The following is a 14,357-nucleotide window of genomic DNA, read 5'->3' as shown; positions in this document are numbered from 1 at the left end:
GACGGGGCCGACCCGAGGGTCAGTTGAACTTGGTGTAGGCCTGGTAGCCCGTGCCGAGGCTCGTCTTCTTGGCGAAGCGGGCCGACGAGGTGTTCAGGTACGGGTAGAGCTCGCCCGCGCTGTTGACGCCGAGCAGGTCGCCCTTGCCGTCGGCGTTCAGGTCGCCGGGGGCCGTGAGGTGCTTGAAGGTGTTCCAGCCGCTGCCGACCAGCTTGCGCGCCCCGAAGACCGCGCTGGCGCTGCCGGTGCCCGGGTAGACGTACAGGTCGCCGCCGGTGGTGCGGGCCACCAGGTCGGTGAGGCCGTCACCGGTGTAGTCGCCGGCGCCGAGGAGCTTGTTGAAGCCGTTCCAGCCGCCGCCGATGCTCACACGCGTCGCGAAGCCGGTGCCCAGGCCGTTGCCCTTGTACAGCCACAGGATGCCGGAGGCGTCGCGGGCGACGAGGTCGCCCTTGCCGTCGCCGGTCAGGTCGCCGGGGCCGACGATGGAGTTGTAGATCTGCCAGCCGCCGCCGATGTCCTGGCCGTCGATGATCAGGTGGCCGTCGATGACGAAGGCGTCGTCGCCCGTGCCGTCGTCGTTCAGCGAGGACAGCGTGTAGAACTTCGCGCTCGCCATGAACGAGTCGGCCCCGGAGATGAGGAGACGCGGGCTGAGCCGACCGGTGGTGAGGTTGTCGTACCAGTACCACGAACCGTTCGCCGTGACCGCGTTGACGCCCGCGCGGCCCAGGTACGGGATGCTGCCCGCGTTGGCGATCTGCGCGGCGTCCGACCAGACGCCCTTGTCGCCCTCCTGGACGCGGCCCGCGAGGGTGCCGTCGCCCTTCGGGGCGTAGAAGAAGAGCGTGCCGTCCAGGGAACGGCCGAGGACGCTGCCGCCCCCGCCCGCCACGATCTGGGTGTACGTCTGCCAGCCGCCGCCGATGGACTTGGGGGCGGCGAAGGGCTGGCCGACGACGCCGCTGCCCGGGTAGAAGAACAGCTGGCCGGCGGCGTCGCGGGCGTACAGGTCGGCGTGACCGTCGCCGTTGCCGTCGCCGACGCCCACGAGCTGGTCGAACTTGTTCCAGCCGGAGCCGACCAGGGAGCGGCCGCTCAGCGGCTTGTCCGCGAGGCCGGTGCCGAGGTACAGGTACAGCTGGCCGGTCTTGGTGCGGCCGATGACGTCGGCACGGCCGTCGCCGTTCACGTCGCCGGGCGAGAAGACCTTGTTGTAGGTCTGCCAGCCGCCGCCCACGAAGGTGCCCGGGCGCGGGTTGCCCTCCGCGTCCTGGCTGCCGTACTCGTTGTTGTCGTGGTACATGAAGAGGGCGCCGGTCTCGCTGACCGTCAGCACCTCGGGGCGCTCGTCGCCGGACTGGTTGCCGATCGGGACGACGTCCTTCACGACGGTCTCGTTCTCACCGAACAGGGACAGGCCGGTCGCGGTGACCGCGTTCAGGAAGCCGTACGTGTCGCGGTAGACGAGGTCCTCGAAGCCGTCGCCGTCCAGGTCGGACAGCAGCGGCGAGGCGGCCTCGGCGGCCAGCGCGTCCGCACGGGCCGTACCGGCCTGCGGCAGCGTCAGGCTCCGCTGCGCGGGCTTGTGGTCCTGCTTCCGCTCGGCGAGGGCGCGCGACTTCGACGGGACGGCGTCGTCGGCCGAGGCGGGGGTCGCCAGCAGCATGCCGGCGGACAGGGCGAGAGCGGTGCACGCGGCGACGCGGCGACCACGCCCGGAGAACATGGAACGCAAGGGATCCCCCCCTGGGGAACATGAAGATGTGGGTACCGGGGCGGGTTCCGCACGCCTTCGCCGCGTACCTGCGTGCGAAGGGCGAACATCCCTCCCGATGTGTGCGCGAGTGTAGCCCCCGGCGCCGACATCCGGACGAACGGATGCCGGCGCCGGGGCAACGCGGACTAGTACAGGTGGGAGTAGACCTGCCAGCCGCCGCCGACCTCGGCCCGCGGCGCGAAGACGCCGCGCGTGGCCGTGGAGTGGTAGCGGTACAGCGTGCCGCCGGACGTCGTCGCGAGCAGGTCCGCGCGGCCGTCGCCGTCCACGTCACCCGGGGCGACGATCTGCCGGTACGTGTTCCACCCGGCGCCGATGCGGTACCGGGTCTCGAACGGACGGGTCGAGACGCCCGTGCCCTTGTACAGCCACAGCACGCCCGAGGCGTCCCGCGCGAGGATGTCCGCGCGGCCGTCGCCGGAGACGTCACCGGCGCCGATCAGACGGTTGTAGGAGGCCCAGCCGCTGCCGATCCGGATCCGGGACGCGAAGCCGGTCCCCTCGCCGTTGCCCCGCTGCAGGTACAGCACGCCGGAGCGGTCACGGGCCAGCAGGTCGCCCTTGCCGTCGCCGTTCAGGTCGCCGGGGCCGAAGACGTGGTTGTACGAGCCCCAGCCGCCGCCCTGCCAGTCGTTGACGTGGAGGGTGCCGTCGGCGAGGAGGAACAGGTCGGCGAAGGCGTCCCTGTCGAGCGAGGCGGCGTAGCCCAGCGTGAGGCCGGGCAGGTCGACGTCGAGGGAATCGCGCGGGGTCAGCTTGCCGTTGTTCGTCGCCCCGTACCAGTACATGGCGCCGCCGGACGTCCGGGCCATCAGCGCGTTCTTGCCCGCGAAGGCGATCGCGCCGGAACCGGCGAACTGGTCGACCGAGAGGTACCCGCCGGACGAGAGGCGCCGGCGGGTCTCGAAGGTGCCGTTGCCGCGGCCCGCGTAGGCCCACAGCGAGCCGTCGACGGACCGGGCGAACAGGTCGGCGTGCCCGTCGGCGTTGATGTCGTCGGCCGACAGGATCTGGTTGTACGTGTTCCAGCCCGGGCCGACCGGCTTCTTCGGCTTGAACGGGCTCGTGCTCACGCCCGTGCTGCCGTAGAAGTACAGGGTGCCGTCGGGCGTGCGCGCCACGGCGTCGCCCTTGCCGTCGCCGTCGTTGTCGCCGATGCCGACGAGCTGGTCGAAGGCGCCCCAGCCGGTGCCGGCCTTCACCGGCGCGGCGAACGGAGCCGAGAGGTTGCCCGTCGCGCGGTAGAAGTACAGCTCGCCGTTGTGCTTGCGGGCCAGCAGGTCGAAGCGGCCGTCACCGTCGACGTCACCGGGCGAGAAGACCTTGTTGTAGGTCTGCCAGCCGCCACCGGTCCAGTAGACCCAGCCGCCGCTCAGCGTGGCGTCGCCGTGCAGCTCCGCCTTGCCGTACTTGGTCAGCACCAGCACCTCGGGCCGGCCGTCGGCGTTCTGGTCGCCGACCGGGACCAGGTCCATCGGGACCTCGGCGGCACCGGAGCTGAGCCACGGCCCGCCCTCGGCGTCGCTGCTCGGCACCACGCCGAGCTCGCCGCCCCAGTCGCGGTAGAGGATGTCCGTGAACCCGTCACCGTCCACGTCGAACCGGGACGCCAGCGGGTCGCCCGCCTCCGCGGTCCGGGCGGTCGCGCCGGAGCGCAGCGGAGACAGGTCGAGGTCGGGCAGCGGGGCCGCGGCGCGGCGCGGCTGCTCGGCGGCCGACGGGGGCGTGGGCTGGGCCACGGCGGGAGACGCCAGCAGCATGCCGGCGGAGAGGGCGAGCGCGGTGCACGCGGCGATCCGTCGGCCGCGCAGGGAGAAAGCGGTACGCAATGTGATCCCCCCCTGGGGAACGTGAGAACAGGTTCCAGGGCAGGGCTCCGCTCCTGCTCCGCGCGGCAGAAGGCACGCGCGGAGGGCGGACACCCCCCCGGATGTGGGGGGATCATAACCTTGATCGTTGATCCGGCAACGAGTCTTTTCGGGATTCGTCAGGTCGACGGCTCCGGACCGGGGCGGTCAGTTCTTCCGGTGCCCTATCAGCCGCGGCTTCTGCTCCAGGCCGTCCAGACCGTGCCACGCGAGGTTCACCAGGTGCGCCGCGACCTCCGCCTTCTTCGGCTTGCGCACGTCCAGCCACCACTGGCCGGTCAGCGCCACGCTGCCGACCAGCGCCTGCGCGTACAGCGGCGCCAGCTTCGGGTCGAAGCCGCGCGCCTTGAACTCCAGGCCCAGGATGTCCTCGACCTGCGTGGCGATGTCACTGATCAGCGAGGCGAACGTGCCCGTGGACTGCGCCACCGGCGAGTCCCGGACCAGGATCCGGAACCCGTCCGTGTAGTTCTCGATGTAGTCGAGCAGGGCGAAGGCCGCCTGCTCCAGGAGCTCCCGCGGATGGCCGGCGGTCAGCGCGCCCGTCACCCCGTCGAGGAGCTGGCGCATCTCCCGGTCCACCACGACCGCGTACAGCCCCTCCTTGCCGCCGAAGTGCTCGTACACCACCGGCTTCGAGACCCCGGCCTTCGCCGCGATCTCCTCCACCGACGTGCCCTCGAACCCCTTCTCGGCGAAGAGCGTCCGGCCGATGTCCAGGAGCTGCTCCCGGCGCTCCGCGCCGGTCATCCGCACCCGGCGGCTCCGCCGGGGCTTCGCTCCGGTACCGCCCGTACCGCTGGTGCTGCTGGAACTGCCGTCGATCGCCACGTCCTCCATCATGCCGCGTCGGAGGCCGCGACCTGGCGCCGGGCGTCGATCCGGGACTGCGCCGGCCAGCGGACGTCGGTCGCCCAGCCCGCCAGCTCGAACCAGCGGATCAGCCGCGCGCTGGAGTCGATCTGCCCCTTCAGCACGCCGTGCCGCGCCGACGTCGGATCCGCGTGGTGCAGGTTGTGCCACGACTCGCCGCAGGACAGCACCGCCAGCCACCACACGTTCCCCGAACGGTCACGCGACTTGAACGGACGCTTGCCCATCGCGTGACAGATCGAGTTGATCGACCACGTCACGTGGTGCAGCAGGCAGACCCGGACCAGCGAACCCCAGAAGAAGGCCGTGAACGCGCCCCACCACGACCACGTCACCAGACCGCCGATCACCGGCGGGATCGCCAGCGACACGATCGTCCACAGCACGAACTGCCGCGAGATCCGCCGGATCGCCGGATCCTTGATCAGATCGGGCGCGTACTTGTGCTGAGGCGTCCGCTCCTCGTCGAACATCCAGCCGATGTGCGCCCACCACAGGCCCTTCAGCAGCGCCGGGACCGTCTCGCCGAACCGCCACGGCGAGTGCGGGTCGCCGTCGGCGTCCGAGAACTTGTGGTGCTTGCGGTGATCCGCCACCCACCGCACCAGCGGCCCCTCCACCGCGAGCGAACCCATGATCGCCAGCGCGATCCGCAGCGGCCGCTTCGCCTTGAACGAACCATGGGTGAAGTACCGGTGGAAACCGATCGTGATGCCGTGGCAGCCGATGAAGTACATCGCCGTCATCAGACCGAGGTCCAGCCAGCTCACCCCCCAGCCCCAGGCCAGCGGCACCGCCGCGAGCAGTGCCACGAACGGCACCACGATGAACAGCCCCAGCGCGAGCTGTTCGACGGAACCCTTGCTGTCGCCGCCGAGCGTGGCGGAGGGCAGGGCCTGGACCGAGTCCGGCGTCTCGGACGCCGAGGTCACCTCGGGGGTGATGGTCATGCGTGTCCCCTGGGGGGTGAAGGAGAGGGTGAAGGCACGGCCGGAAACGACCGGACCGAGGCTACGGATGCGTAACCTACGGCGACGTAAGTATGGCAGCGCGACGGCGCCCGGCAAGAGGGCACAAGCGGGGGGCTCGCCCACGTCCAGGGAATGGACACCTATCCTGGGAACGCCGGACAGCGCGGTCCGCAAGCCTCCAGAACCCTCCAGACGTGCTTGAACACTGCAAGGAGCCACACCTGTGAGCAGTGCCGACCAGACTCCCACCACCAACGCCGAGCTGCGCGCCGACATCCGCCGACTGGGCGACCTCCTCGGCGAGACCCTCGTACGCCAGGAGGGCCACGACCTCCTCGACCTCGTCGAGAAGGTCCGGCGACTCACCCGCGAGGACGGCGACGCCGCCGCCGAGCTGCTCCGCGGCGTCGAACTGGAGACGGCGGCCAAGCTCGTCCGCGCCTTCTCCACCTACTTCCACCTGGCGAACGTCACCGAGCAGGTCCACCGCGGCCGCGAGCTCCGCGAGAAGCGCGCCGCCGAGGGTGGCCTCATCGCCCGCACCGCCGACATGCTCAAGGACGGCGACCCCGCCCACGTCCGCGAGACGATCAAGAACCTCAACGTGCGCCCCGTCTTCACCGCGCACCCCACCGAGGCCGCCCGCCGCTCCGTCCTCAACAAGCTCCGCCGCATCGGCGCTCTCCTGGAGAGCCCGGTCATCGAGGCCGACCGGCGCCGCCACGACCTCCGCCTCGCCGAGAACATCGACCTCATCTGGCAGACCGACGAACTCCGCGTCGTCCGCCCGGAGCCCGCCGACGAGGCCCGCAACGCCATCTACTACCTCGACGAGCTGCACGCGGGTGCCGTCGGCGACGTCCTGGAGGACCTCGCCGCCGAGTTGGAGCGCGTCGGCTACGAGCTGCCCGCCGGCACCCGCCCCCTCACCTTCGGCACCTGGATCGGCGGCGACCGCGACGGCAACCCCAACGTGACCCCCCAGGTCACCTGGGACGTCCTGATCCTCCAGCACGAGCACGGCATCACCGACGCCCTGGAGCTCATCGACTTCCTCCGCGGCCTGCTCTCCAACTCCATCCGCTACACCGGAGCCACCCAGGAACTCCTGGACTCCCTCCAGCGCGACCTCGACCTCCTCCCCGAGATCAGCCCGCGCTACAAGCGGCTCAACGCCGAGGAGCCGTACCGCCTCAAGGCCACCTGCGTCCGCCAGAAGCTCCTCAACACCCGCGAGCGCCTCGCCGCCGGCACCCCCCACCAGGCGGGCCGCGACTACCTGGGCACCGCCGAGCTCATCCAGGACCTCACCCTCATCCAGACCTCCCTGCGCGAGCACCGCGGCGGCCTCTTCGCCGACGGCCGGATGGACCGCACCATCCGCACCCTCGCCGCCTTCGGCCTCCAGCTCGCCACCATGGACGTCCGCGAGCACGCCGACGCCCACCACCACGCGCTCGGCCAGCTCTTCGACCGCCTCGGCGAGGAGTCCTGGCGGTACGCCGACATGCCCCGCGACTACCGGCAGAAGCTCCTCGCCAAGGAGCTCCGCTCCCGCCGGCCGCTCGCCCCCACCCCGGCCCCGCTCGACGCCCCCGGCCAGAAGACCCTCGGCGTCTTCCACACCGTCAAGGAAGCCTTCGAGCGCTTCGGCCCCGAGGTCATCGAGTCCTACATCATCTCGATGTGCCAGGGCGCCGACGACGTCTTCGCCGCCACCGTCCTCGCCCGCGAGGCCGGCCTCATCGACCTGCACGCCGGCTGGGCCAAGATCGGCATCGTGCCGCTCCTGGAGACCACCGACGAGCTCAAGGCCGCCGACGTCATCCTCAACGACATGCTCGCCGACCCCTCCTACCGACGCCTCGTCGCACTCCGCGGCGACGTCCAGGAGGTCATGCTCGGCTACTCCGACTCCTCCAAGTTCGGCGGCATCACCACCAGCCAGTGGGAGATCCACCGCGCCCAGCGCCGGCTCCGCGACGTCGCCCACCGCTACGGCGTCCGCCTCCGCCTCTTCCACGGCCGCGGCGGCACCGTCGGCCGCGGCGGCGGCCCCTCGCACGACGCGATCCTCGCCCAGCCCTGGGGCACCCTGGAGGGCGAGATCAAGGTCACCGAGCAGGGCGAGGTCATCTCCGACAAGTACCTCATCCCGTCGCTGGCCCGCGAGAACCTCGAACTGACCGTCGCGGCCACCCTGCAGGCCTCCGCCCTGCACACCGCGCCCCGCCAGTCCGACGAGGCGCTGGCCCGCTGGGACGCGGCCATGGACACCGTCTCCGACGCCGCCCACACCGCCTACCGCAAGCTCGTCGAGGACCCGGACCTCCCCGCGTACTTCTTCGCGGCCACCCCGGTCGACCAGCTCGCCGACCTCCACCTCGGCTCCCGCCCCTCCCGCCGTCCCGACTCCGGCGCGGGACTTGACGGACTGCGCGCCATCCCGTGGGTCTTCGGCTGGACCCAGTCCCGCCAGATCGTCCCCGGCTGGTTCGGCGTCGGATCCGGCCTCAAGGCACTCCGCGAGGCCGGCCTCGACGCGGTCCTCGGCGAGATGCACGAGCACTGGCACTTCTTCCGCAACTTCCTCTCCAACGTGGAGATGACGCTCGCGAAGACGGACCTGCGGATCGCCCGCCACTACGTCGACACCCTCGTCCCCGACGAGCTCAAGCACGTCTTCGAGACCATCGAGGCGGAGCACGCGCTCACGGTCGAGGAGGTCCTCAAGGTGACGGGCGGCGAGAAGCTGCTCGACTCCCACCCCGTCCTCCAGCAGACCTTCGAGATCCGCGACGCCTACCTGGACCCGATCTCCTACCTCCAGGTCGCCCTCCTCGCCCGCCAGCGCGCCGACGCCGAGGCCGGCGTGGAGCCGGACCCGCTGCTCGCGCGGGCCCTGCTGCTCACGGTCAACGGCGTCGCCGCGGGCCTGCGCAACACCGGCTGACGCCGCCGGACCCATGAGAAGTGCCCCCACGGGAATCCCGTGGGGGCACTTCGCACTAGCGGGGGGTACGTCAGCCCTGCGCGGCCTTGCGGCGGCGCAGCACCAGGAACGCACCGGCCGCGGCGAGCGCGGCGGCGACGCCGGCCATCACGCCGACCGGCGCGCTCGAACCGGTCTCCGCGAGGTTGCCCTCCTCGGAGCCGCCCTTGGTGTCGGTCTCGCCCTTGACGTCACCGGTGGCGGCGTCGCCGCCCGTGGCGGTCGTCTCGCCCGTGGTGGTCTCGCCGGTCGCGGTCCCACCGGTGGTGGAGGACCCGCCGGTCGAGGTGGTCTCGCCGGTCGAGGTGGTCTCGCCCGTGGCGGTCGTCTCACCGGTGGCGGTGGACTCGCCCGTGGTGGTCTCACCGGTCGTGGTCTCACCGGTGGTGGTCTCGCCGGTCGTCGTCTCACCCGTGGTGGTCTCACCCGTGGTGGTCTCGCCGGTCGTCGTCTCACCCGTGGTGGTCTCGCCGGTCGTGGTCTCACCGGTGGCGGTGCCACCGGTGGTCTCCTCGCCCTCCGCGGCGCAGGTGTGGGAGAGGTTGAAGAAGCCCTGCTGCACCTCGCCGTCGACGACCGCGACGGCGGACGTCAGCTCGGCACCGGCCTCGGAGGCCACGTACGCGTGGTCGTCCTTCGGGGGGCCGAAGGAGGTGATCTCGATCGGGGCGCCGTTGTCGAACGTGACCGTCAGCTTGACGAAGTCCACGCCGCCGCCGGGGATCACGAAGTGCCACCCGTCCTTGTCGGCCGGGATGGTGTCGGGGCACTCGCCCTGCTGGAAGTCGGCAGCCTTGATCGGCGTCGCCTGGTGCAGCTTGAGCTCGTGCTCACCGCTGGTGGCGGAGGCGGTCGTCGCCAGGGCCAGGGAGCCCGCCATGGCCGCGACAAGCGTGGCAGCGGGAATCAGGGAGCGTCGCATGTGCAGTCGTCCATCTGTGGGATGAGGGATGCCGTGGGAGGTGGCGCCCGCAGCTTATCCGTCGCTTTAAGCCACCCTTAACCCAGAGGCATGTAACGATCCCGCCAGGAAACTGGTTGAATCCGGCCATACCCAGGGCGCGTCACAGCGCCACGAACGCCGCCACCCACAGCGCCGCTCCCGCTCCCGCCAGCGACCAGGCCGTCCGCCGCAGCCGCAGGCCCCCCGCCACCAGCGGAGACGCCAGCACCAGCGCCCCGCCCAGCGGCAGCCAGGCGTGCAGCCCGCCGCCCCAGCCGGTCCGTACACCCTCGTCCGTGCCCGGCTTCACCACCACCGGGATCACCGCACCGGGCCCCGCCGCCACCGACCGCTCGATCGCCAGCGTCCGCCGGGACGACCCCGCCTCCTCCGGCGCGAACGCACCGCTGCACCGCTCGTCCGTGCACCCCGTCACCGTCAGCGTCCCGTGCTCGCGCCCCTTGGCGAGGAGCACGTGCTGCGCCGACGCCCACGACGCCCACACCCCCGCGACGACGAGCAGGACGGCGACGAGGGCCATGGCGGCGTTCCGGACGTGCGTCATGACCCGCGATCGTACAGTCGTACGGCCGAAAGCAGACGGTCAGGAGTTGTACGCCGACTGCGCCCGCTCCAGGCCCTCCGTCACCAGGCACTCGACCGCGTCCGCCGACCGGTCCACGAACCAGTCCAGCTCCTTGCGCTCGGTCGACGAGAAGTCCTTCAGCACGAAGTCCGCCACCTGCATCCGGCCCGGCGGACGCCCGATCCCGCACCGCACCCGGTGGTACTCGGCACCCATCGACTTCGTCATCGACTTCAGACCGTTGTGCCCGTTGTCCCCGCCGCCCAGCTTCAGCCGCAGCGTCGCGTAGTCGATGTCCAGCTCGTCGTGGACCGCCACGACGTGCGCCGTCGGCACCTTGTAGAAGTCGCGCAGCGCCGTCACCGGACCGCCGGACAGGTTCATGTACGACATCGGCTTCGCCAGCACCACCCGCCGGTTCGCCGGGCCCACCGGACCGATCCGGCCCTCCACGACCTGCGCCTGCGCCTTCTGCGCCCGCTTGAACTTCCCGCCGATCCGCTCCGCCAGCAGGTCCACCACCATGAAGCCGATGTTGTGGCGGTTGCCCGCGTACTCCGGCCCCGGGTTGCCGAGGCCGACGATCAGCCAGGGCGCGTTCGCGTCGTCGGTCACCGACATCTCCTCGCGTCGAAACAGAGAGACGGGGTGACGGGCCGTACGGCCCGTCACCCCGTCACGTCAGACAGAGCCTACGGCTCAGGCCTCGGCGGCCTCTTCGCCCTCGGCGCCCTCGGCGGCCGGCTCCTCGGCCTGGGCGGCCAGGACCTGGAGGACGACGGCGTCGGCCTCGGTCACCAGGGTGACGCCCTTCGGCAGCGCGATGGCGCCGGCGGTGACGGAGGAACCGGCCTCCAGGCCCTCGACGGAGACCGTCACGGACTCGGGGAGGTGGGTGGCCTCGGCCTCGACGGAGAGGGTGTTGAGGACGTGCTCCAGGAGGTTGCCACCGGCGGCGAGCTCGCCCTCGGCGACGACCGGAACCTCGACGACGACCTTCTCGCCGCGCTTCACGAGGAGGAGGTCGACGTGCTCCAGGGAACCCTTCAGCGGGTCACGCTGGGCGGCCTTCGGGATGGCCAGCTCGGAGCCCTTGCCCTCGATGTCCAGGGACAGCAGGACGTTCGGGGTACGCAGCGCCATCGTGGTCTCGTGGGCCGGCAGCGTCAGGTGGACCGGGTCCGTGCCGTGACCGTAGAGAACGGCCGGGATGGCGGCGGCGCGGCGGATCTTGCGGGCGGCGCCCTTGCCGAACTCGGTGCGGACGGCGGCGGCGAGCTTCACCTCGGACATGTGCACTCCTCGTAGTGGTGGTGACGTCGGAACTGTCACCCGGCCGCCGACTGGCGATGGCCTGCTACGAAGAGCGCGTCGATAACGGAGCGCCGACCCGAGAACGGGTACCGGCCTCCCTCGCCGAGCAACCAGGGCAGTCTACCCGCCCGGCCCCGGCCCCCCAAATGGATCACGGGCCGGGGAACGGCGGAGGGCCGCCTCCCCCGACCGGGGAAGACGGCCCTCGCCGTGAACCTGTGGCTCCGGCTCCGGTGACTCAGTGCTCCTCGAAGAGGCTCGTCACCGAACCGTCCTCGAACACCTCGCGCACCGCGCGCGCGATCGTCGGCGCGATCGACAGCACCGTGATCTTGTCCAGCTCCAGCGAGCCGGGCACCGGCAGCGTGTCCGTGAACACGAACTCGCTCACCTTGGAGTTCTTCAGACGGTCCGCCGCCGGACCCGACAGGATGCCGTGCGTCGCCGTCACGATGACGTCCTCGGCGCCGTGCGCGAAGAGCGCCTCGGCCGCCGCGCAGATCGTGCCGCCCGTGTCGACCATGTCGTCCACCAGGACGCAGACGCGGCCCTTCACGTCACCGACGACCTCGTGGACCGTCACCTGGTTGGCGACGTCCTTGTCACGGCGCTTGTGCACGATCGCCAGCGGCGCGTCCAGACGGTCGCACCAGCGGTCGGCGACCCGCACGCGGCCCGCGTCCGGGGAGACGATCGTCAGCTTCTCGCGGTCGACCTTGCCGCCCACGTAGTCGGCGAGCACCGGCAGCGCCGACAGGTGGTCCACCGGGCCGTCGAAGAAGCCCTGGATCTGGTCCGTGTGCAGGTCCACGGTCAGGATCCGGTCCGCGCCGGCCGTCTTCATCAGGTCCGCCACCAGACGGGCCGAGATCGGCTCGCGGCCGCGGTGCTTCTTGTCCTGACGGGCGTAGCCGTACGACGGCACGATCACGGTGATGCTCCGGGCCGAGGCCCGCTTCAGAGCATCGATCATGATCAGCTGCTCCATGATCCACTTGTTGATCGGAGCCGTGTGGCTCTGGATCAGGAAGCAGTCCGCGCCGCGCGCCGACTCCTGGAAGCGGACGTAGATCTCACCGTTGGCGAAGTCGAACGCCTTGGTCGGAACGAGACCGACACCCAGCTGGTGTGCGACCTCCTCGGCCAGCTCGGGGTGGGCGCGGCCGGAGAAGAGCATCAGCTTCTTCTCGCCGGTCGTCTTGATCCCGGTCACAGCACTGTCTCCTCAGACGTGTTCTCTGGCCGCAAGACCCGCGCTCCCGGAGCTCCCGGACGCGTGTGCGAACCAGCCGAATTTGTGTGCACCTATCACGGTACGCCGAGTTCGGCGTACCTGTTTCCGGTCAGCTTTCGCCGGCCGACCCCTCCGAGGCCGCCTCGGCCGCGTTCGCCGCGGCGCTGCCGGGCCGCTTCCGGGCGACCCAGCCCTCGATATTCCGCTGCTGGCCCCGGGCGACGGCCAGCGCACCCGCCGGCACGTCCTTCGTGATCACGGACCCGGCGGCGGTGTACGCGCCGTCCCCGATCGTGATGGGAGCCACAAACATGTTGTCCGAACCGGTCCGGCAGTGGGACCCGATCGTGGTGTGGTGCTTGGCCACGCCGTCGTAGTTCACGAAGACGCTCGCCGCGCCGATGTTCGAGTACTCGCCGATCGTCGCGTCGCCCACGTACGACAGGTGGGGGATCTTGGTGCCCTCGCCGATCGAGGAGTTCTTCACCTCGACGTACGTGCCGATCTTCGCCTTCGCGCCGAGCCGCGCGCCCGGACGGAGGTAGGCGTACGGGCCCACGGAGGCCCCGTCGCCGATCTCCGCCTCCACGGCGACGGTGTTGTCCACCCGCGCGCCCCGGCCGACGGTGGTGTCCGTCAGGCGGGTGTTCGGGCCGACCTCGGCGTCCTCGCCGACGTGCGTGGCGCCGAGCAGCTGCGTACCGGGGTGGATCACGGCGTCCGGCTCGAACGTCACGGTCACGTCCACGATCGTCGACGCCGGGTCGACCACGGTCACGCCGGCCGTCATCGCGGCCTCGATCAGGCGGCGGTTCAGCAGCGCGCGGGCCTCGGCCAGCTGCACGCGGTTGTTGATCCCGAGGATCTCCCGGTGGTCGGCCGCCACGGAGGCGCCGACGCGGTGCCCGGCCTCGCGCAGGATCGACAGCACGTCGGTGAGGTACTCCTCGCCCTGGCTGTTGTCCGTGCGCAGCTGCTTGATCGCCTGCGCGAGCAGGGCGCCGTCGAAGGCGAACACGCCGGAGTTGATCTCCCGGATGTCCAGCTGGCCCGGGGAGGCGTCCTTGTGCTCGACGATCGCGGTCACGGCGCCGGTGGCCACGTCCCGCACGATCCGCCCGTACCCGGTGGAGTCCGGCACCTCGGCGGTCAGCACGGTCACGGCGTTGCCGTCGGCGGCGTGCGTCTCGGCGAGCCCCTTCAGCGTCGAGCCGGACAGCAGCGGAGTGTCGCCGCAGACCACCACGACGGTCCCCTCGGGCGCGGCCCCGAGCTCCTCCAGCGCCATCCGCACCGCGTGCCCGGTGCCGTTCTGCTCCTCCTGCACGGCGGTACGGGTCCCCGGGTACACCTCTTCCAGGTGCCCCCGCACCCGCTCCCGCGCGTGCCCCACGACCACGACGAGGTGCTCGGGCTCCAGCTCGCGCGCGGCGGACACGACGTGCCCGACGAGCGAACGCCCGGCGATCTCGTGCAGGACCTTGGGGGTCTTGGACTTCATGCGGGTGCCCTCACCCGCTGCGAGGACGACGACGGCTGCCGGGCGGTTGGCGCTCACGGATATGCCCTTCGGCTTTGGGTGGTGGACGCACGAAGGATACCGGGGCGTTGCGGGGCGGCCACGAGCAAGGGCCCTGACCTGGGAGGTCAGGGCCCGAACCGAGGACGTGTGCGCGGTGGCTCCCCCGCAAGGATTCGAACCTTGTCCTGCTGGTACCAAAAACCAGTGTGCTGCCAGTTACACCACAGGGGACGGCGCCTCAGACCATACCGGAGACGGTTCGCGGAAAGGGCTC

Annotated in this window: 11 protein-coding genes and 1 tRNA gene; 1 reads left to right on the top strand and 11 read right to left on the bottom strand. The window is 71.1% G+C overall.

All coding sequences use genetic code 11. The annotated features are described in order from the left end of the window. Positions 1–19 precede the first annotated feature (19 nt). The 4 genes from AB0E19_RS29770 to AB0E19_RS29755 all read right to left on the bottom strand — a co-directional run bounded on the left by AB0E19_RS29770 (position 20) and on the right by AB0E19_RS29755 (position 5,471). Complete coding sequence (locus tag AB0E19_RS29770) at positions 20–1,729, bottom strand: VCBS repeat-containing protein (protein ID WP_362185287.1); 1,710 nt, start codon at positions 1,727–1,729, stop codon at positions 20–22. A gap of 176 nt (positions 1,730–1,905) precedes the next feature. Beyond that, positions 1,906–3,609 (bottom strand): VCBS repeat-containing protein, encoded by a 1,704-nt coding sequence (locus AB0E19_RS29765; RefSeq protein ID WP_362185286.1) that lies wholly within the window; start codon positions 3,607–3,609, stop codon positions 1,906–1,908. Between the two features lie 186 nt (positions 3,610–3,795). Then, entirely contained in the window at positions 3,796–4,491 is a 696-nt protein-coding gene (locus AB0E19_RS29760) for a TetR/AcrR family transcriptional regulator (protein WP_206325414.1), read from the bottom strand. After that, on the bottom strand, positions 4,488–5,471 hold the full coding sequence (locus tag AB0E19_RS29755) for a fatty acid desaturase (RefSeq protein WP_362185285.1): 984 nt from the start codon (positions 5,469–5,471) through the stop codon (positions 4,488–4,490). The genes AB0E19_RS29760 and AB0E19_RS29755 overlap by 4 nt, the downstream gene beginning before the upstream one ends. 244 nt (positions 5,472–5,715) lie before the next feature. Between AB0E19_RS29755 and ppc the strand changes: the two genes are divergently transcribed. After that, positions 5,716–8,445, top strand: a complete 2,730-nt coding sequence (gene ppc, locus AB0E19_RS29750) for a phosphoenolpyruvate carboxylase (RefSeq protein WP_362185284.1) — start codon at positions 5,716–5,718, stop codon at positions 8,443–8,445. 70 nt (positions 8,446–8,515) lie between these two features. Here ppc and AB0E19_RS29745 read toward each other — a convergent pair whose 3' ends face one another. The 7 genes from AB0E19_RS29745 to AB0E19_RS29715 all read right to left on the bottom strand — a co-directional run bounded on the left by AB0E19_RS29745 (position 8,516) and on the right by AB0E19_RS29715 (position 14,314). Next, on the bottom strand, positions 8,516–9,406 hold the full coding sequence (locus AB0E19_RS29745) for an LPXTG cell wall anchor domain-containing protein (protein ID WP_362185283.1): 891 nt from the start codon (positions 9,404–9,406) through the stop codon (positions 8,516–8,518). 142 nt (positions 9,407–9,548) lie between these two features. Next, positions 9,549–9,992, bottom strand: a complete 444-nt coding sequence (locus AB0E19_RS29740; RefSeq protein ID WP_362185282.1) for a hypothetical protein — start codon at positions 9,990–9,992, stop codon at positions 9,549–9,551. Positions 9,993–10,031: 39 nt separating this feature from the next. After that, positions 10,032–10,634: an aminoacyl-tRNA hydrolase gene (gene pth, locus AB0E19_RS29735; RefSeq protein WP_362185281.1), complete on the bottom strand. Its 603-nt coding sequence runs from the start codon at positions 10,632–10,634 to the stop codon at positions 10,032–10,034. Between the two features lie 78 nt (positions 10,635–10,712). After that, complete coding sequence (locus AB0E19_RS29730; protein ID WP_362185280.1) at positions 10,713–11,306, bottom strand: 50S ribosomal protein L25/general stress protein Ctc; 594 nt, start codon at positions 11,304–11,306, stop codon at positions 10,713–10,715. 259 nt (positions 11,307–11,565) lie between these two features. Then, a complete protein-coding gene (locus AB0E19_RS29725; protein WP_031007234.1) occupies positions 11,566–12,540 on the bottom strand; it encodes a ribose-phosphate diphosphokinase in 975 nt (324 codons plus the stop codon). Positions 12,541–12,670: 130 nt separating this feature from the next. Beyond that, positions 12,671–14,119, bottom strand: coding sequence for a bifunctional UDP-N-acetylglucosamine diphosphorylase/glucosamine-1-phosphate N-acetyltransferase GlmU (gene glmU, locus AB0E19_RS29720; protein WP_362185279.1), 1,449 nt, complete (start codon positions 14,117–14,119; stop codon positions 12,671–12,673). A 119-nt stretch (positions 14,120–14,238) separates the two neighbouring features. Then, positions 14,239–14,314, bottom strand: a tRNA-Gln gene (locus AB0E19_RS29715). Between the last annotated feature and the right edge of the window lie 43 nt (positions 14,315–14,357).

The sequence above is a fragment of the Streptomyces sp. NPDC047974 genome (genome assembly GCF_040653375.1).
In the GTDB taxonomy this organism is placed as follows: domain Bacteria; phylum Actinomycetota; class Actinomycetes; order Streptomycetales; family Streptomycetaceae; genus Streptomyces.
Note: the sequence above shows the minus strand (reverse complement) of the source record. Positions and strands in the feature narration are given on the sequence as shown.